Here is an 18,151-nt window from a genome sequence, read left to right as displayed (position 1 = left end):
TTCGATGTCCAGCCCTGGATGGGCCGCCCTGTCGCACCCGAACCGAGGCCACCCCGTGGCTGAGCTTTTCATTCCGCTTCGTCGCAACGTGGATGCCGCGTTGCACCTGCAGTCCGTCTTACGGAGAAAAGCTCATGCCCATGACACATTACATGGAGCTACTGGCTGTCAATCAGCCGTGGAACCTGATCCTCTTCATGGCGATCCCGGTCATTCTGGCCGAGACCGTCGCCATCACCGAGTTGTACATCCTCTTCACGCGCCGCTTCACCGGCGCAGTACGCACGGCCAACCGCATCGCGAGCATCGCGGGCGGCCTCTACTTCTGCGCGGTGTTTGTCTACCTGTTCTTCACGGCCGTCGTGCCGCTGACGAGCGGGGGCGGCTGGCGCGGGCCGGCGGATGTCATCGCGGTGGGCTTCTACCTGGCGGGCGTGATTCCGCTGGCCGGGTTGGCGCTGCTGGACATGAACCTCGTTGCGCGTCACAGCGACGAGGAAACGAGACTGAAGCTGCACGCCGCACTGGTGGCGGTGTTCCTGATCGTGGCGCACGTCGCCATGATCTTCGGGATGCTGGACCCTGGCGTGCTGGGCTTCGAAACGGGTGGGCACGACATCCCAGGCGCACATCATTGAATTGAGATGTGGGGATGTTGTTTTGGCGGGTGCATTGGCACCCGCTTTTTTTTGCCTGTCGTTTCCGTCGTGCACTGCTTGCGCTTCATCAACAGCCGGGCTGCGCATCGGGATGACAATCACTCTCGTTAGCAAACGACAGTGAGGCGCGTGCATGGCCAGCAACACCGACGACAGGACGATCCGCTCGATCAAACCCGGCGGCAGTGGCCGTATCGTCGGACTGGCGGACGGTGACCGCACGTATCGCCAGCGCCTGCTGTCCATGGGCGCAACGCCCGGCACCCGCTTCGAGGTGTTGCGCGTCGCGCCGCTCGGCGACCCTTACGAAATCCGCCTGCGGGGCTTCACGCTGAGCCTGCGCAAGCATGAATCCGACATGCTGCTGGTGGAGCCGGTCGGGGAGAACACGGCGGAGCCGCAGGCATGAATCGCCTGCGCGTCGCACTCGTCGGCAATCCCAATTGCGGCAAGACCACGCTGTTCAACGCGCTGACCGGCAGTCGCCAGCAGGTGGGCAACTGGCCCGGCGTGACGGTGGAGCGCAAGAGCGGCAACTTCCGCCTGGACGACACGGACGTCGAGGTGGTCGACCTGCCCGGCCTGTACTCGCTGGTGGCGATGCGGGACACCTCCACCGACGAGCAGGTGGCGCGCGAGTACGTGGCCGCAGGCGGTGCGGACTTCATCGTCAACATCGTCGATGCCGCCAACCTGGAGCGCAATCTCTACCTGAGCTCCCAGCTGCTGGAGTCGGGCGTCCCGGTGCTGGTGGCGTTGAACATGGTGGACGTGGCGCGCGAGCAAGGCGTGGTCGTGGATGCCGAGGCACTGTCGCGCAGGCTGGGCTGCCCAGTGGTGCCGGTGGTGGCGACACGACGACGCACCATCGATGCGCTGAAGCAGGCGATCGCCCGGCAGTCCGCCGGCAACTCCAGTACCGGGCCCGTATTCGCGCCGGTGGTGGAGGACGCCATCGACGCGTTGTCCGACGCCATCGGCACGAGCATCGCCGTGCAGGCGGGGCAGGCGTCCTGGCTGGCCACGCGCCTGCTCGAAGGCGATACCCGCGCGGAAACATTGTGCGCACCGCTGGCCGACGTGCTGGCCACGCAACGCGCGCGGGTTGAAAGTGCAGAAGGGGTCGAGGCAGACATCCTGGTTGCCGACGCGCGCTACCGCTTCGTCAGCGCGGCATGTGCGGACAGCCGCAGTTTCAGCGGCCAGTTGTCGCGACATCTCAGCGATCGCATCGACGCGGTGGTGCTGCATCGTGTGCTCGGCATTCCCATCTTCCTGGCCGTGATGTACCTGATGTTCCTGCTGACCATCAATGTCGGCAGCGCCTTCATCGACTTCTTCGACCAGGCCTTCGGTGCCGTGCTGGTCGACGGCCTGGGAGGCTGGCTCGATGGCGTCGGTGCACCGTCCTGGCTGAAGGTGCTGCTGGCCAACGGTGTCGGCGGCGGCGTGCAGACGGTGGCGACCTTCATTCCGGTCATCGGCTTCCTGTATCTCGCCCTGTCCGCGCTCGAAGACTCGGGCTACATGGCACGCGCGGCCTTCGTGATGGATCGCGCCATGCGCGCGCTGGGCCTGCCCGGCAAGGCCTTCGTTCCCCTGATCGTCGGCTTCGGCTGCAACATCCCGGCGATCATGGCGACGCGCACGCTGGAACACCGCCGCGATCGCATCCTCACCACGCTGATGGTGCCCTTCATGTCCTGCGGCGCGCGCCTGCCGGTGTATGCGCTGTTCGCGGCCGCATTCTTCCCGCAGAACGGGCAGAACGTGGTGTTCGCGCTGTACCTGATCGGCATCGCGGTGGCGGTGCTCACCGGACTGTTGATGAAGCACACGCTGCTGAAGGGCAAATCCGGCCACTTCGTCATGGAGCTGCCGCTGTACCACGTGCCCATGCCGGGCACCGTCGTGCGTCGTGCCTGGGACCGGTTGCGTGATTTCGTCGTGCGGGCCGGCCAGGTCATCGTGCCGATGGTCGTGGTGCTGAGCCTGCTCAACTCGATGGGCACCGATGGCAGCTTCGGCCACGAGGACAGCGAGGCATCGGTGCTCGCGAAGGTGGGACACGTGATCACCCCGGCCTTTGCGCCGATGGGCATCCGCGAGGAGAACTGGCAGGCGGCCGTCGGCCTGTTCACCGGCATCCTCGCCAAGGAGGCGGTGGTCGGTACGCTGAACGCACTGTACGCCGGCACCGACGAGGCCGCCGCCGATCCGGAGGGGGCCGAGGGCGCGCAGGACGAGGGCATCGTCGCCAGGCTGGGCGCCGCCTTTCAGACGATTCCCGACAACTTGTCTGAGCTTGGCGGCAAGCTGCTCGACCCACTCGGCCTCGACGTCGGCTACGTGAGCGACCAGGCCAGCGCCGCGCAGGAGCTGGAGGCATCCACCGGCGTGTTCGGCGCCATGCAGGCGCGCTTCGACGGTGCGCTCGGCGCCTTCTCCTACCTGTTGATCATTCTGCTCTACACGCCCTGCGTCGCCGCCAACGGCGCTGTGCGCAACGAACTGGGAGGTGGCTGGATGGCCATCACCGCCGGCTGGACCTTCTTCGTCGGCTACACGGCAGCGGTGCTGTGTTACCAGATCGGCCGCTTCGCATCCCAGCCGCTCACATCGACGATCACGCTCGCCGTGGTGGCAGCCGCCTGGCTGGGTGTGATCGCCGGGCTTGTATGGGCTGCCCGTCACAAACCGGCCTGGGTGCCGGCCTGAAAGGAACACTCGATATGGATCTGCTGAGCCTGCGTGACTACCTGCAACGCCACGGTCGCACGCGCATTACCGACCTTGCCACCCACTTCAACACCCAGGCCGATGCAGTGCGTTTCGCGCTGATCGAATGGGAGAGCCGCGGCCGCGTGCGCAAGCTGCAGGAAGGCGGCTCAGGTGGTGGCTGTGGCGGTTCAGGCGGCGGCGGAAAGTGCGCCAACTGTTGCGGCGGTTCGTCGGACTCGGTGTACGAGTGGGTGGGCTGAACGGGCGGGTACTCAGCGTCCGCCGGAGACGTCGATGAACGTGCCGGTGGAGTAGGACGCCTCGTCGGACAGCAGCCACAGGATGGCGGCGGCCACTTCCTCAGGCTCGCCGCCGCGTTGCAGCGGCAGGCTGCCTTTCAATCGGTCCACCCGGCCCGGCTCGCCACCCGCGGCGTGGATGTCCGTGCGGATCAGCCCCGGGCGCACCGCGTTGACGCGGATGCCGTCCGCGGCAACCTCGCGTGCCAGGCCGATGGTGAAACTGTCGATGGCGCCCTTCGACGCCGCGTAGTCCACATACTCGTCGGGTGAGCCGAGGCGCGCAGCCATCGACGACACATTCACGATGGTGCCGCCCGCACCACCGTGCTTCCTGGCCATGCGCCGCACCGCCTCGCGCGCGCACAGGAAGCTGCCGATCACGTTGGCCTGCAGGGTGCGCGCCAGGCGGCCGGCATCCATGTCCTCGACGCGCATCTGGGTTTCCAGGATGCCGGCATTGTTCACCAGCGCGGTGATGCGGCCCAGCCTGGCGTCGATGGCCTCGAACATCGCGACGACATCGGCCTCGTTGCCGACGTCCGCCTGGTGCACCATGGCTTCGCCCCCGGCGGCCTCGATTTCGGCTGCGAGCGCAGTGGCATGCGAGGCGTTGCGCAGGTAATTGATGCACACGGCGTAGCCGCGGGCCGCTGCGAGCCTGGCCGTCGCGGCACCGATGCCGCGGCTGGCGCCGGTGACGAGGAGGACATGCTTCATGGCTGGCGATCGGATGTTGGCATGGGTGTCGCGACAATGCTCAGGCAAAGCTCTCGCAAGCTCATCCGGGCTTGATCCGGAAGATGACGAGGCCGATCAGCAAGACACCGAAGACGACGCTGAGCGTCTTCCAGTGGCTGGCCGTCACGATGGCTTCGGCACCGCGCCGTATGGAGACGCACTGCCTGAGTAGCGGTGTGTACTCCACGTCCAGCCTGTCGCCGGCCTCGATGCGCTCGTACGCAGAGCGGCTCACCGTACACGACGTCAGTTGCCCGTCGCCTGCGAAGTGGAGGATGTAGTTCTCCGTGCCTCTCCGCTCGGACGGGTCGACGGACTTCGTCTCCTCGCTGAGGCGATCGACCAGCAGGGACTCTCCGCGTACCGGCAGGGTGGTCTCGTAGATCAGCAAGGCGCCGATGACGATGAAAACCGTGCGCAGGAGATTGAGCAGCACTTCGTGAGCAGTAGTTCGTGGGGGCAGCACTTCGGTCGTCGGTGATTCGGTCGTCGGCGATCAGCGCGCCACCGCGTTCATCACCACTGGAACGACGCGCCCAGCAAGGGGCCGCTGGCCTCCAGCGTCTCGACGGCATTGCCGGACTTCATCTCGTACGCGATATGGCGCCAGCTGCCGAACAGGGTGCCCCAGCCGAAGCGGTAGCCCAGCCCCGCGCTCAGTTGCCAGGTCAGTCGCGATTCGCCGGTGCCGACGTCTGCGTAGTAGGGCATGCTCCAGCGCTGGTTGTTGCCGAAGCGGTACTGGCCCTTGACGCCGACCACTGCGTCCCAGTTGATCTGCCGGGCCGAGGACGAGCTGGACGTCCCGGACAGTTGGGGAACGCTGCTGTCGAACCGCCAGTCCAGCGTCTCGCTGATGTTGAGCATGCGCGTGCCGAAGACCAGCGAGGTGGGCAGGTTGGCCGGCGCCTGCAGGGCGTAGGTGCCCGCAATCGTCCAGATGGTGGCATCCAGGCCGACGCTCAGCTCCGAGCTGGTGCTTATCGTACGCCGGCCGACGGTGAAGTCGCTGGCTCCCAGACGATCACCCTGGAAGCTGTAGTACACCAGGTCCGACCAGGCGCCCCAGCGTCCCTTGCGCGCTTCGATCTGGCCCATGAACGCCGCCTGCAGCGCATCGGTGTAGTCGACCGGTCCCACATCGATGTTCGAGCCACCGCCGCCGGTCGGGAACGAGGTCGAGCCGGAGACGACCGGCAGGTACAGGTAGATGGCAGCTTCCCAGTGCCACGCATCCGGATCCGCGGCTTTCGTCTGGGCGTGGGCCGGCGCCGTGGCGAGGGCGGTGAGCGCAAGTGCTGCAACGGCAACAGTCTTCACGGCGGTTCCTTTTCTTGTGGGCGGGGGCAGAACCCGGGCTGGTCGTGCCGCAACCGTTTTACCTGAAACGGGTAAAGGCTGCCATCGGACGAAGGTGAGCCGCAGGCCGTCAGCAGGCCGGATGGAGGGTATTCCGGGGTGCGTCATCCTCGTTGGTCCAGGCGCGGGGCCATGCGGGAGAACGGTGCTCACGCAGGGAGAGATGAAAGCCCGGGGATCAGGTTGTCGATACCGATGCTCCGATTGCTCACGCAACGGGGCGATCGACCTGTCATCGGACGGACCTGACGACACGCGTTCCATTGCGCAGCACGCCGCGGAGGCTGCCATGCCGGACGGCTGCCGCAGAACGTCAGCAGCCTGCCGCTGGATCAGCAGTGATTCCAGTGACTCGTCCCTTGCAGGAAGGCAGGGACGCGGTGCCGCAATCCGGCACCGGCATGACGCGCAGGGTCACTGAAATATCAATGTCATTTTCATCGGAACGCTCATCGACTTGCGGCGCGCGTCAATCGTTTCCACGACCTTCGTGAGCTTGTCGAGGCATCACACTCGCCGCATACCAGAGGCGGTCGCCAGAAGCCGCGCAACGTACGAGAGTGTCCCTGATGCATCACATCCGCTTTGCCATTGCTGCTTTTTCCCGCATCACCTTTGTGCGTCCGCTCCATCCCGGCAGGTCCGCCTGCCTGTTGCTGCTCGCCGGTTTGCTGGCGGCTTGCGGAGGGGGTGGAGGAGGTGGAGGTGGCTCGTCCGGTAGCGCCAACGCAGGCGGTGGCACGCCGTCAGCGCCTGAAACACCTGTAGCGCCGACACTGAACGAAGGCGTGCCCGGTCCGGGCATCGTCACCGCACAAGGCTATGTGCCCCTGTTTCCGAGCGGCGCGCAACTCATCGAACAACTGCAGTACACCGAGGCCGACGGCACGCTGGTGACGCTCGCGGGTTTCCGCACGACTGACCGTCACGCGCGGGAGCGGGGTGAAGGCTGGTTCGAGGCGGATCGCGGGCCGGGTGCCTACTTCACTTTCCCGACCTTCTACTTCCAGAACCGCACGCTGGGGCTGGAGATCCGCGACACGATCCCGGCCGGTGGAAAGAAGATCCAGATCTTCCTGCATTCCAACGCCGGCACTTTCGATGGCACCACCTTCAGCCTTTTCCGCAACATCCTGAACCCGGACGTGCGGGACTACGGCTGGTCGATGAACACCGGCTTCAACAATCCGAAGGAAGGCAATCGCCCGATCTGCCATGCGGGGCAAGCGCGCGAGGATTGCATGATCGAGTTCAACTCCAACTGGCGAACCGATCCGCACAGCCCGCTGCAGATTGGCGACAAGATCGAGCTGGCGCCTGCCGTGCGGTTGGCGCGTGACGCGCAGGGCCGTGCGCTCATCGATGGTGGTGGCAGCCGCTACTACTCGCTGGAACAGTTGTATGTCGTCGGCAAGGGCTTGCGCCCCTGGTACGGCATCGCGCCCAACCTCGATTCCGAGCCGCTGCCCGATGCCACCTTGTTGGGCGGTGACACCAGCATCTCGTACAACTATGCCGAGGAACCGATGCGGGTCTTCCAGCAACCGGCCAACAACATCGGCATCCGCAACGTGCAGCGTTTCGTGGAAGGACGCCGCCTGTTCCACACCTCCTTCAAGGACGGCAGGCATTCGGAACACGACCGCACCAACCCGGTCTTCACGGCGCACATCGCCAATCAGGGGCCGCGCTTCAACCAGGAGAGCTGCATCGCCTGTCATGTGAACAACGGGCGCAGCGCGGCGCCGGATGTCGGCACGCCGCTGGACATGATGGTGGTGATGACTGGCACTGCCATGGTGAACGGACGCCGCACGCCCCACGCCGACTACGGCCTCAACGTGCAGCATCACGTCACCGGTGGCAGCAGCAATGCCTGGGACGTGACGATCAGCCGCTTCGACACGCAGACACGCACGCTGCCGGATGGCACGCAGGTGGCACTGCGCAAGCCGGTGTATGCCTTCAGGGGGCCGGTGCCCAACCTATACTCGGTGCGGCAGGCGCCGCAGGTCATCGGCGCAGGGTTGCTGGAGGCGGTACCGGAGACGAGCATCCTGGCGATGGCGGATCCGGACGACCGCAATGGCGACGGTATACGCGGCGTGTTCAACCTGGTGACCGACCCGGAGACCGGCCAGCCCCGCGTCGGACGCTTCGGCTGGAAGGCCTCCAAGGCGAGCGTGCGCCACCAGGCCGCGGAAGCCATGATGAACGACATGAGCGTCACCAGCACGACCTACCCGCGCCACAGCTGCCAGCTCGGCGCCAGCGATTGCCGCAGCAGCCCGGGGAGCACTGCACTGAGCGAGCTGGAGCTTCAGCGCCTGACGCATTACCTGTCGTTGCTCGGCGTACCCGCCCAGCGCAGCCTGCGCAGTGGCTACCCTTCCGGCATGCGGGTGGCGGCCGAACATGATGTCGACACCGCGACGATCAATCGTGGGGCTTCACTGTTCGCCAGCGTAGGTTGCAGCGCTTGCCACGTCAGCGAGCTGCGCACCAGTGCCACCCATCCTTTCGCCGAGTTGCGCAACCAGACGATCCGTCCCTACACCGACCTGTTGCTGCACGACATGGGGCCGGACCTTGCCGACACCGTGCAGGAGTACAAGGCCGCGCCGTCCATGTGGCGCACCGCGCCGCTGTGGGGCATGGGCTCGCTGAAGTACACGCAGGGTGCCGGCAAGGCCCGCTTCCTGCACGACGGCCGTGCGCGCACGCCGCTGGAGGCGATCCTCTGGCATGGCGGAGAGGCCGATGCCGCTCGCCAGCGTTTCGAGGCCCTGCCTGCGGCGGATCGCGATGCGGTGCTGCAGTTCCTGGAGTCGCTGTGAGAGCCGGCGCCATGTACGCGTACAGGCGCGCGCCGCGTCGCCCCTTGCTGGCGTTCGTCGTGGCGTGGGCCTTTTCATTCATGCTGGGTGCCTGCGGGGGTGGCGGGGCGGGTACCTCGGCACCTGTCGGTGCGTCACCGGGCGGTCCGTCGACCAGCAGCTCCAGCAGCGGTTCCGGCGCTGGTTCCAGTAGCGGCGCAGCCGTCGCGGGCAAGAGCAGCAAGCGTGGCATCGCTTACGACCTCGCGACGCCGGAGGACATGGCCGCACTCTCTGCTGGTGTGAGCTGGTGGTACAACTGGAGCCCGCGCCCGCATGGCGGCGTGCCGGCGGACTACCGCGGCCGCTACGCGATGGATTTCATTCCGATGCTGTGGAACGGCAACTTCAACACCGGCGCGGTCGAGAGCTTTCTGCTCGCCAATCCGCACGTCCGCTACCTGCTCGTCATGAACGAGCCGAACCTGACGGACCAGGCCAATCTCACGCCCGCCCAGGCGGCCGCCATCTGGCCCAGCTACGAAGCAGTCGCCGCGCGCACCGGCGTGAAGATCGTCGGCCCGGCCATCACCTGGGGCACGCAGAGCGGCTACAGCGATCCGGTCGCATGGCTGGACGCTTTCTACACCGCCTACCGCAATGCCAACGGCGGCCGCGATCCGCAGATCGACTACCTGGCCTTCCACTGGTACGACTACGGACTGGCTGCGCAACTGGACCGCCTCACGAAGTACGGCAAGCCCTTCTGGGTCACCGAGTTCGCCAACTGGCACAAGGGCGACGGCAGTGCGGAGATCGACTCCGTCGCCAAACAGAGGACGCAGATGCGCGACATGGTGGCGGTGTGCGAGTCGCGCAGCGACGTGTTCCGCTACGCCTGGTTCACCGGGCGCTGGTCACCCGACCCTCACCACACCAGCCTGCTGGCGGCGAACGGGCAGCTGACGGAGCTGGGGGCGTATTACCTGTCGCTTGGGCATTGAAGAAAATGCAGCTTATCGGCGGATGGGAAGACTCGAATAGTCTTGCATATGTCCGGGAGCACTCGTTTTCCACTTTAGTAGCCGCCACGCCTGCTTTGCGGAATATTCATCGACGTTCGGACCTGGGTAGATGTTTACTATCGGCAAATGGCTTCTATTGGTCGAGCAAGAGAAGTGGTTACAAAGTTCGATATACGGTGTGATGCCATATTTTCCTGAGCGGAAGGAAATCTGCTCTTCAGCTTTTCGATCCATAGGTATGCATAGGCGCCACTCCTCTTCATCCGCGAATCTTGGGTCTTTCATCGCGAAACAGTAGAGATACAAGTTTTCCGCGAGAACTCTCAGGCAGTTTGAGTGGAACACGTCTTTCTCGTACTTCGAGCTACAGGAGCCGGCTCTTTCTTTGATGAAAGCGAGGGTCAGTTCCTTGGCGTGCGCAATGAGCTTATCTTGTTCATCTTTCTTGTACAGAACCTTGAGAAGCCTTGGTTGTGTTGAACCGCCATGGCTTCGACCTATGGTTGCTAGCCCGTGGGAACTGAATTCAAGGGCGTAGCCTTGCCCCCTGTCACCGTATTCCATCCACTGCCCGTGGTGATCAAATTTCGAAGAGAAGCAACACACAAACAGATCGTTCCCGTCTTGAAAGTAACTTGGCTTGTAGCGCGTGTCTGGAAGACCTGTGCTCTCAATAGCGAGATCGCGTGCAAGAGTATCGATTTGTTTTTCTAGTACTGACATTCCAAAAATGCCGTCGACGCGGTCATTGAGGTGTGCGTAATGCGTTGCATGCAATGATTTTCCTTGGATCATGCCAAGAAGACCTGCCGCGGATGTGTAGTGATAAAGCGTCGATGGTGGGGTTGCTTCGCTGCTCGATAACACAGAAAGCACGCGATCATGAAGATCGCTGAAGTCGCCGATAGGAAGCATCTCGGTTTGTCTCCTGCCAATGGGGTGTCGGTGCTACTCGTTGATCTGTCGCTGCAGCTTCCCCAGCGCCAGGTTCGCCGCCGCCGTCCGCGTCTCCACCCCCAGTTTCTCGAACACGTGCTCCAGATGCTTGTGCACGGTGCGCGGGCTGGTGCCGAGGATGTCGCCGATGTCCTTGTTGGTCTTCCCCTTCGTCACCCAGTGCAACACTTCCGCTTCGCGCATGGTGAGGCGGAAGGCAGCGATCAGGGCTTCGATGCTGGCGGTGTCGGATTCCTCGCGCAGCACCAGCAGCCACTCGCCGTCGGCGGTCTCCTCGTGCGGGGTGAGGATCAGGCGCTTGCCGCCGTGCGCGAGCACCAGCGGCGTGCTGTCGGCCTGGCCGGTGGCGCGGCGGGCGCGGGTCGCGGCAATCCAGTCGAGCAGGGTGGGCGGGGCGGTGTTGTCGTCCTCGCCGGGGTGCGATGCGCTCAGTTGCGTGCTCAGTTGCGGGAAATGCTCGCGCATCAGGCGGCGTGCCAGCGGGGTCTGCCACGTGATGCGGTGACTGCCGGGGTGGATCGACAGGGTGGCCTGGCCGAAGGCGTCCAGCGCGCTGCGGGCCTGCTTCATCTGGCGCGCGCTCTGCAGGTGGGTGGTGATGCGCGCGATGACTTCGCCGGTGCGCACCGGCTTGGCGACGTAATCGGTGCCGCCGGCGTCGAAGGCGGCGACGATGTGTTCGGTCTCCGTCAGGCCGGTCATGAAGATGATGGGGATGTGGCGCGTCGAGAAGTCGGCCTTCAGGCGACGGCTGACCTCGAAGCCGTCCATGCCCGGCATCATGGCGTCGAGCAGGATGATGTCGGGCAGGCTCTGGCGGGCGCGGGCGAGCGCACTTTCGCCGTTGGTGGCGACCAGCACGGTGAAGCCGGATTCGTCCAGGGCGTCGTGCAGGACGGAAAGGTTCTCCGGCACGTCGTCCACGATGAGGACGATGACGCTGTTGGCGCGGTCAAGCGCTGCCATCGAGTTGCCTCTTGAGGATGTCGTTCATGGTGTCGAGCTGGAACTCTGCCACGAGGCTGCGCATGCGGGTGACGAAGGCTTCGTGGGCGGCTTCTGCGGCGATCTCGTCGAGCACGCGCTGGATGCCGCGGACGTAGCCGAGGTTCACCTGCTCGGCCAGTGCCTCCAGCTGGGTGCGTGGCGGCAGGTCGGTGCGCAGGGGCATGACGATGGGGGCGGGCGACTCGCTGGCAGCCCAGATCCATTCGATCTTCAGGCGGTGGCCGATCCAGTCCAGCAGTTCGTCCACCCGCACCGGCTTGAGGATGAAGTCGCGCGAAGCGATGCCGACGTCGTTGTCCAGCCCCTTGTCGAAAGCATTGGCCGAGATGATGGCGATGTGTGCGTCGCTGACCGGCCCCCCGTGCTGTCCGGCGCGGATGCGGCGGATGGTCTCCCAGCCGTCGATGCCGGGCATGGCGAGGTCCATGAAGATGAGATGCGGGCGGAAGCGGGGCAGCACTTCCAGGCATTCGATGCCGGACGCGGCCTGGTCCAGTTCGAAGCCCAGCGGCGCCAGCACGCTGGCCAGCAGTTCGCGGTCGACCTGCTCGTTGTCCACGATCAGGATGCGACGCCGCTCGCCGCTGTAGCCCACGCGCTTGCCGCGCGGGTGAGGTGCGCGGAGTTGCACGTTGTGCAGCTGGGGCAGGAACAGTCGCACGGTGAACACCGTGCCGGTGCCGGGCGTGCTGCGCACGCTGAGTTCGCCGCCCATGACGTCGGCCAGCATGCGCGCGATGGTGAGACCCAGACCGGTGCCGCCGGCGGCCGCACTCTGCGCCGCGTTGCCGCGCGCGAAGGGTTCGAAGATGCGTTCGAGCTCTTCGGCGCTGATGCCGGGGCCGCTGTCCTCGATGTCGAAGGTCGCCATCTCGCGTGCGTAGCGCAGCCGCAGCACCACGCCGCCGGTGCTGGTGAACTTCACGGCATTCGCCAGCAGGTTGATGAGGATCTGGCGCAGGCGTTTTTCATCGGCGCGCACCACGGCCGGAATGTCGCCATGCTCGAAGCGGAAGTCCAGCTCCTTGGCCTGTGCCTGCTGTTCGAACATGCGTGTGAGCTGCTGCAGGAACTCGGCGAAATCCAGCGGCTTCTGTTCCAGGGTCAGCTTGCCGCTTTCGATGCGGGCGATGTCGAGCGTGCCTTCGATGAGCGACAGCAGGTGGTCGCCGCTCTTGCGGATGACGCGCACGGCCTGCTGGCGGTGGTTGGGAATCGAGGGGTCGCCGTCGAGGATCTGCGCGTAGCCGAGGATGCTGTTCAGTGGCGTGCGCAGCTCGTGGCTCACCGCGGTGATGTAGCGGCTCTTGGCCTGGTTGGCCGCATCCGCCGCCTGCTTGGCGCGCTGCAGTTGCTCGTCGGTGCGGCGGTGGGATTCGATCTCGCGCATCAGCAGGTTGGTCTGCCGGTTGGATTCCTCCTGCGCGACCTGACGGCTCTTGTGGGTGAGCACCAGCCACCAGCACACGATGCCGGACACCAGGAACAGGGCGAAGAAGGCCTTCACGAAGACCATGCGCAGCTGCTGCTCGCCATCCATCGAGTAACGGCCGGCGGCAACCAGGGTCTGCAGCTCGTGGTAGTACAGCAGGCCGAGCATCAGGCTGAGCAGGCCCAGCACCACGCTCATCAGCAGCAGGTAGTGCGACAGGCCGGTTTCGAGGAAAGGCCAGATGCGGCGGGGCAGGATGCGCTGCAGGGCGCGTGTCCATTGCACCGACAGGCGCGCGTCGGGTTTGCACAGGTCGCTGCAGCGCGCGTCCAGCGAGCAGCACAGCGAGCAGATGTGGCCGCCGTAGGCCGGGCAGCGCGCCATGTCGTCGGTTTCGTACTGGCGCTCGCAGATCACGCATTGCACGGTGCGGCCATGCGGCGCCTCCGGCTGGCGTGCGAGGTAGTAACGGCCACCGGTGGCCCAGGCGATCAGCGGTGACACCACCAGCGGCGTGGTCAGCGCGATGGCCCAGGCGAAGGCCTGCGCCTCGCGGCCGAAGATACCGACGTGCGCGCTGACCGACAGCACCGAGGCGATGATCATCGCGCCGACGCCCACGGGGTTGACGTCGTACAGATAGGCGCGACGGAACTCGATGCCCTTGGGCGACAGGCCCAGCGGCTTGTTGATGACGAGGTCCGCCACCACGGCGACCATCCACGAGATGGCGATGTTGGAGTACAGCCCCAGCACCTGTCCCAGCGCCTGGAAGACGTTCAGCTCCATCAGCATCAGCGCGATCATGGTGTTGAACACCATCCACACCACGCGGCCGGGGTGGCTGTGGGTCAGGCGCGCGAAGAAGTTGGACCAGGCCAGCGAGCCGGCGTAGGCGTTGGTCACGTTGATCTTGAGCTGCGAGATGATGACGAAGATGGTGGTGGCCGCCACCGCGAAGTCGACCCGCGAGAAGACGTACTCGAAGCCGACGAGGTACATCTGGTTCGGGTCCACCGCGCTTTCCACCGGCACCAGGTTGCGGATCGCCAGGTAGGCCAGCAGGCAGCCGCCCAGCATCTTGGCCACGCCGACGACGACCCAGCCGGGTCCCCCGACCAGCATGCCGATGGTCCATTTCACGCGGTTCTTTTCCGTGCGCTCCGGCATGAAGCGCAGGTAGTCGGCCTGTTCGCCCATCTGCGTGATGAGCGCGATGCCCACCGTCAGCGCGCCACCGAACAGGTAGATGTCGAACTCGCCGCCCTGGCCGTTCGCGCCGGCGTACTGGCTCAGCTCGCTGATGACGCCCGGGTTCTTCCACAGCACGAAGATGAAGGGCAGGGCCAGCAGGATCAGCCAGATCGGCTGGGTGATGGTCTGCAGCCGCGAGATGACGGTGACGCCGTGGGTCACCAGCGGGATGACCACCAGCGCGCAGATCAGGTAGCCGAGATAGGGCGGTATGTCGAAGGCCAGCTCCAGCGCATACGCCATGACGGCCGCTTCCAGCGCGAAGAAGATGAAGGTGAAGCTGGCGTAGATGAGCGAGGTGAGGGTGGAGCCGAGGTAGCCGAAACCGGCACCGCGAGTCAGCAGGTCCATGTCCACCCCGTGGCGCGCCGCGTAGTAGCTGATCGGCAGGCCGCACAGGAAGATGATGACGCCGGTGGCGATGATCGCCCAGAAGGCGTTGAGGAAGCCGGCCTGCACCATCAGCGTGGCACCGACCGCCTCCAGGATCAGGAAGGAGGCCGCGCCGAAGGCCGTGTTGGCGACGCGCAGTTCCGGCCACTTGCGGAAGCTGCGCGGCGTGAAGCGCAGCGCATAGTCCTCGATGGTCTCGTTGGCGACCCAGGTGTTGTAGTCGCGGCGGATCTTGACGACGCGCTGGACGGCCTGGGGGTCCGCACTGTCGGCGGCTGTCGCCGGGGCGTCGGGGACAGAAGAAGGGGCGGGCGCGTTCACCCCGCGATTATCGCGGTGCGGCGGCGGCCGGGGAAGCCGGGCAGTGCACGAAGGCTACGCAGATTGGCGTAGAGGAGCCGCTGCCGGGCGCAGGTGCGCGTGATGACCCCGTTCCTGGGCCCGTCGAAGGGAACGTTCCAGGGCGCCGGCAAAGGTCTGTGCCGGTTCCCGAAGAGGGTTCAAGGCTTCGGCGATGTGGGCTTCGATCCCTTCGACAAGCTCAGGGACCGCAGCCAACGGCTGCAATGGTCCGGTGCGTCAGACCTCGACGCCCAGCTCGCGCAACGCGGCGCGCGTCTGCTCCGGCGACTGGAAGTGGATCGCGGCCATGCCGACATCCAGCGAGGCCTGCACGTTGGCAGGGCTGTCGTCCATGAACACGGCGCGGGCCGGGTCGATGGCGAAGCGCTTGAACAGCAGGTGGTAGATCGCCGGGTCCGGCTTGACCAGCTTCTCCTCGCCGGACACCAGGATGCCTTCGAACTCGGCGAGGAACGGGTAGTCGCGACGAGCGGCCGGGAACATCTCCGCCGGCCAGTTGGTGAGGGCGTACAGGCGGTAACCCTTCGCCTTCAGTTCATGCAGCAGCGCCACCGAGCCTTCGATGGGCACGTCGAACATCTCGTCGATACGGTCGTAGAAGGCGCGGATCAACGCCTCGTGCTGCGGGAACAGGGCCAGCCGTTCGGCCGTGGCCTCGGCCAGCGCGCGGCCGCCGTCCTGCTGGCTGTGCCAGCTCATCGGGCAGATCTCGGTCAGGAAGTGTTCGACTTCCGGTTCGGTGGCGAAGAGCTTGCGGTAGAGGCGGCGCGGGTCCCAGGGGATGAGGACGTTGCCGAGATCGAAGACGACGGTGTCGATGCGGCGTGCGGCGTTGGTGGCAGGGTTCATGGGGGCGCGACAGGGACGGTAGAACGGCGGCCCCGGATGTTACCGCGGCTGCCGGTCGTCAGCTCGCGGCCTTGGCAAGGCTGCGCTGCAGCCGGTCGCGGCTGCCGGACAGGTGCATGCGCAATGCCGCGCGGGCGGCTTCGGAGTCCTTGCGCTCGATGGCGTAGCAGATCTGCTCGTGCTCGCGCTGCACGCGTTGCAGGTATTCCTTCTGCGGTACGCCGTCCAGCTTGAAGGACTGCAGGCGCGCGCGCGGAATCAGCAGCTCGCCCACGTAGTTGAAGAGCTTCAGGAAGTGGGCGTTGCCGGTGGCCTCGGCGATCAGCCGGTGGAATTTCATGTCGGCGTGCACCGCGTCTTCGCCACGTTCGATGGCGTCGTTGAATTCGGCCAGCGCCGCCTTCATCGCCACCAGTTGCTCCTCGCTGCGGCGCTGGGCGGCCAGCACGGCGGCTTCGGATTCGAGTGCGATGCGCAGCTCCAGCACCGACACCATCTCCTGCACGACGGACAGGCCGCTGGCGTCGATCTGGAAACCGTCCGGCTTTTCCTGCTGCACCACGAAGGCGCCGACGCCCTGCACGGTGGTGACGCGTCCGTTGGCACGCAGGTTGGCGATGGCTTCCCGCACGACGGTACGGCTGACGCCGAACTCGTCGATCATTTCCTGTTCGCTGGGGAGGCGCTCACCCAGCGGGTACCGGCCGGACGCGATGCGCTCGGCGATGGTGCGCGTCAGTTGTCCGGTCAGTGTTTCGCGACGGCGAAGGCTTTGCATCCCTGTCTCCCTGCTTGTATTTCCTTGATGGCGATCATACTCGTCACTCGTATGATGAGTCACCTGTGTTTAGGGAAACTCATTACATGACACGACGAATCGGCTGGCTCGTCTTCAACTCGTTACCTTGTGTTTCGCCAGCCCTCGCAAGTGTCTGTATTCCGTACAAATGCGTTGTTTATTAAGGATATTAAGGAATTGTTGGCGTAAACCCTTAAGGGTTTCAGTGGTTTGACAGGCAATTTTGCGGCCTCCTAGTATTCGATCAACTCGTATGATGACTGACAGCAATGACGCAAGGTCAGTCAGCGGAATGGGTAGAGGAGAGCCAATGAAGATTGAAAGCCTGCGCGGCACCGTATTCACCTATCCCTCCAAGCGCTCGGTCGATGCCGCAGGGCATTCGCACCCTGGGCCGGAGAAGCAGGCCAGCATGGCCATGCTGACGATCACCTGCGACGACGGCAGCGAAGGTCACGCCTTCGGCCCGGTGGAAGTCGTCCGCAAGCACGTGGTCGATGCCTTCTTCCGCAAGGTGATGGTGGGTGCCAACCCCTTCATGCGCGAGCAGATCTGGCAGGACCTGGCGCACTGGCAGCGCGGCAGCGCCGGCCAACTGACCGACCGTGCGATGGCGGTGGCCGACCAGGCGCTGTGGGACCTCGCCGGCCGCAAGCTCGGCGTACCGGTGTACCAGTTGATCGGGGGCTTCCGTGACAAGGTGCCGGCCTATGGCAGCACCATGTGCGGCGACGAGCTGAAGGGCGGCCTCTCCACCCCGGAGGAATACGCCGCCTTCGCCGAGAAGCTGGTGGCCCGTGGCTACAAGGCCATCAAGCTGCATACCTGGATGCCGCCGGTGTCCTACGCGCCCAGCGTGGAGATGGACATCAAGTGCTGCGCCGCCGTGCGTGAGGCGGTGGGCCCGAACATCGACCTGATGCTGGACGGCTACCACTGGTACAGCCGCACCGACGCGCTGAAGATCGGTCGCGCGCTGGAGAAGCTGCAGTTCGCCTGGTTCGAGGAAATGATGGACGAGCAGAGCATGTCGTCCTACGTGTGGCTGACCCAGCAACTCGACATTCCCATCCTCGGCCCGGAGTACATGGGCGGCAAACACCACACCCGCGCCGAGTGGATCAAGTCCGGCGCCGCCACCATCACCCGCGCCGGCGTGCCGGGCGTCGGTGGCATCACCCCGACCCTCAAGGTCGCCGGCATGGCGGATGCCTTCGGCATGAACTGCGAAGTGCACGGCAACGGCGCCGCCAACCTGGCGGTCTGCGCCGCCATCAAGAACTGCCAGTGGTACGAACGCGGCCTGCTGCACCCCTTCCTCGACTACGACGAAGTGCCGGCCTACCTCAACAGCCTGGCCGACCCGATGGACGAGGACGGCTACGTGCATCTGTCGCAGCTTCCCGGCCTGGGCGAAGACATCAACTTCGACTACATCGCCGCGCACACCGTATCCACCTACTGAACCACTGAACC

At 65.2% G+C, this 18,151-nt stretch carries 15 protein-coding genes; 7 read left to right on the top strand and 8 right to left on the bottom strand.

What is annotated here, in order from left to right:
• The first annotated feature begins 134 nt into the window (after nucleotides 1-134).
• The 4 genes from VVD47_RS02520 to VVD47_RS02505 all read left to right on the top strand — a co-directional run bounded on the left by VVD47_RS02520 (nucleotide 135) and on the right by VVD47_RS02505 (nucleotide 3,640).
• Nucleotides 135-638: a DUF6803 family protein gene (locus tag VVD47_RS02520; RefSeq protein ID WP_327601820.1), complete on the top strand. Its 504-nt coding sequence runs from the start codon at nucleotides 135-137 to the stop codon at nucleotides 636-638.
• Nucleotides 639-792: 154 nt separating this feature from the next.
• A complete protein-coding gene (locus VVD47_RS02515; RefSeq protein WP_327601819.1) occupies nucleotides 793-1,068 on the top strand; it encodes a FeoA family protein in 276 nt (91 codons plus the stop codon).
• Nucleotides 1,065-3,377 carry a Fe(2+) transporter permease subunit FeoB gene (feoB, locus tag VVD47_RS02510; protein WP_327601818.1) on the top strand — a complete coding sequence of 771 codons (2,313 nt, stop codon included), beginning with the start codon at nucleotides 1,065-1,067 and terminating at the stop codon, nucleotides 3,375-3,377. The genes VVD47_RS02515 and feoB overlap by 4 nt, the downstream gene beginning before the upstream one ends.
• Before the next feature lie 14 nt (nucleotides 3,378-3,391).
• Nucleotides 3,392-3,640 (top strand): FeoC-like transcriptional regulator, encoded by a 249-nt coding sequence (locus VVD47_RS02505; protein WP_327601817.1) that lies wholly within the window; start codon nucleotides 3,392-3,394, stop codon nucleotides 3,638-3,640.
• Between the two features lie 12 nt (nucleotides 3,641-3,652).
• On the opposite strand, the gene VVD47_RS02500 is transcribed toward VVD47_RS02505, so the two are convergent.
• From VVD47_RS02500 to VVD47_RS02490, 3 genes are all read right to left on the bottom strand, one after another.
• Nucleotides 3,653-4,399, bottom strand: a complete 747-nt coding sequence (locus VVD47_RS02500; protein WP_327601816.1) for an SDR family oxidoreductase — start codon at nucleotides 4,397-4,399, stop codon at nucleotides 3,653-3,655.
• A gap of 61 nt (nucleotides 4,400-4,460) precedes the next feature.
• Nucleotides 4,461-4,856 carry a hypothetical protein gene (locus tag VVD47_RS02495; RefSeq protein ID WP_327601815.1) on the bottom strand — a complete coding sequence of 132 codons (396 nt, stop codon included), beginning with the start codon at nucleotides 4,854-4,856 and terminating at the stop codon, nucleotides 4,461-4,463.
• 80 nt (nucleotides 4,857-4,936) lie between these two features.
• Nucleotides 4,937-5,740 (bottom strand): hypothetical protein, encoded by an 804-nt coding sequence (locus VVD47_RS02490; RefSeq protein WP_327601814.1) that lies wholly within the window; start codon nucleotides 5,738-5,740, stop codon nucleotides 4,937-4,939.
• 827 nt (nucleotides 5,741-6,567) lie between these two features.
• On the opposite strand from VVD47_RS02490, the gene VVD47_RS02485 reads away from it, so the two are divergent.
• Nucleotides 6,568-8,616, top strand: coding sequence for a di-heme oxidoreductase family protein (locus tag VVD47_RS02485; RefSeq protein WP_327601813.1), 2,049 nt, complete (start codon nucleotides 6,568-6,570; stop codon nucleotides 8,614-8,616).
• An 11-nt stretch (nucleotides 8,617-8,627) separates the two neighbouring features.
• Nucleotides 8,628-9,599, top strand: a complete 972-nt coding sequence (locus VVD47_RS02480; protein WP_327601812.1) for a glycoside hydrolase family protein — start codon at nucleotides 8,628-8,630, stop codon at nucleotides 9,597-9,599.
• 12 nt (nucleotides 9,600-9,611) lie between these two features.
• Here the strand turns inward: VVD47_RS02480 and VVD47_RS02475 are convergent, their stop codons facing one another.
• The 5 genes from VVD47_RS02475 to VVD47_RS02455 all read right to left on the bottom strand — a co-directional run bounded on the left by VVD47_RS02475 (nucleotide 9,612) and on the right by VVD47_RS02455 (nucleotide 16,654).
• Nucleotides 9,612-10,535 carry a DUF2971 domain-containing protein gene (locus tag VVD47_RS02475; RefSeq protein ID WP_327601811.1) on the bottom strand — a complete coding sequence of 308 codons (924 nt, stop codon included), beginning with the start codon at nucleotides 10,533-10,535 and terminating at the stop codon, nucleotides 9,612-9,614.
• A gap of 33 nt (nucleotides 10,536-10,568) precedes the next feature.
• Entirely contained in the window at nucleotides 10,569-11,543 is a 975-nt protein-coding gene (locus tag VVD47_RS02470; RefSeq protein ID WP_327601810.1) for a response regulator transcription factor, read from the bottom strand.
• The gene (locus VVD47_RS02465) at nucleotides 11,530-14,985 is read right to left on the bottom strand and encodes a hybrid sensor histidine kinase/response regulator (RefSeq protein ID WP_327601809.1); all 3,456 of its coding nucleotides are present in this window, start codon (nucleotides 14,983-14,985) and stop codon (nucleotides 11,530-11,532) included. The genes VVD47_RS02470 and VVD47_RS02465 overlap by 14 nt, the downstream gene beginning before the upstream one ends.
• A gap of 258 nt (nucleotides 14,986-15,243) precedes the next feature.
• Nucleotides 15,244-15,876 (bottom strand): HAD family hydrolase, encoded by a 633-nt coding sequence (locus tag VVD47_RS02460; RefSeq protein WP_327601808.1) that lies wholly within the window; start codon nucleotides 15,874-15,876, stop codon nucleotides 15,244-15,246.
• Nucleotides 15,877-15,934: 58 nt separating this feature from the next.
• The gene (locus VVD47_RS02455; RefSeq protein ID WP_327601807.1) at nucleotides 15,935-16,654 is read right to left on the bottom strand and encodes a FadR/GntR family transcriptional regulator; all 720 of its coding nucleotides are present in this window, start codon (nucleotides 16,652-16,654) and stop codon (nucleotides 15,935-15,937) included.
• A 331-nt stretch (nucleotides 16,655-16,985) separates the two neighbouring features.
• Between VVD47_RS02455 and VVD47_RS02450 the strand changes: the two genes are divergently transcribed.
• A complete protein-coding gene (locus tag VVD47_RS02450) occupies nucleotides 16,986-18,140 on the top strand; it encodes a mandelate racemase family protein (RefSeq protein ID WP_327601806.1) in 1,155 nt (384 codons plus the stop codon).
• Nucleotides 18,141-18,151 lie beyond the last annotated feature (11 nt).

Source organism: Uliginosibacterium sp. H1 (genome assembly GCF_036017065.1).
Taxonomy (GTDB): Bacteria; Pseudomonadota; Gammaproteobacteria; order Burkholderiales; family Rhodocyclaceae; genus Uliginosibacterium.
The sequence above is the reverse complement of the archived record's forward strand: the minus strand, read 5'-3'. Positions and strand labels throughout refer to the sequence as shown.

Bases quoted from the DNA above. Each gene is read 5' to 3' on its own strand.
- VVD47_RS02460 (WP_327601808.1), bottom strand. From the start codon at position 15,876: ATGAACCCTGCCACCAACGCCGCACGCCGCATCGACACCGTCGTCTTC.
- VVD47_RS02500 (WP_327601816.1), bottom strand. From the start codon at position 4,399: ATGAAGCATGTCCTCCTCGTCACCGGCGCCAGCCGCGGCATCGGTGCC.
- feoB (WP_327601818.1), top strand. From the start codon at position 1,065: ATGAATCGCCTGCGCGTCGCACTCGTCGGCAATCCCAATTGCGGCAAG.
- VVD47_RS02470 (WP_327601810.1), bottom strand. From the start codon at position 11,543: ATGGCAGCGCTTGACCGCGCCAACAGCGTCATCGTCCTCATCGTGGAC.
- VVD47_RS02505 (WP_327601817.1), top strand. From the start codon at position 3,392: ATGGATCTGCTGAGCCTGCGTGACTACCTGCAACGCCACGGTCGCACG.
- VVD47_RS02455 (WP_327601807.1), bottom strand. From the start codon at position 16,654: ATGCAAAGCCTTCGCCGTCGCGAAACACTGACCGGACAACTGACGCGC.
- VVD47_RS02450 (WP_327601806.1), top strand. From the start codon at position 16,986: ATGAAGATTGAAAGCCTGCGCGGCACCGTATTCACCTATCCCTCCAAG.
- VVD47_RS02515 (WP_327601819.1), top strand. From the start codon at position 793: ATGGCCAGCAACACCGACGACAGGACGATCCGCTCGATCAAACCCGGC.
- VVD47_RS02475 (WP_327601811.1), bottom strand. From the start codon at position 10,535: ATGCTTCCTATCGGCGACTTCAGCGATCTTCATGATCGCGTGCTTTCT.
- VVD47_RS02520 (WP_327601820.1), top strand. From the start codon at position 135: ATGCCCATGACACATTACATGGAGCTACTGGCTGTCAATCAGCCGTGG.
- VVD47_RS02480 (WP_327601812.1), top strand. From the start codon at position 8,628: ATGTACGCGTACAGGCGCGCGCCGCGTCGCCCCTTGCTGGCGTTCGTC.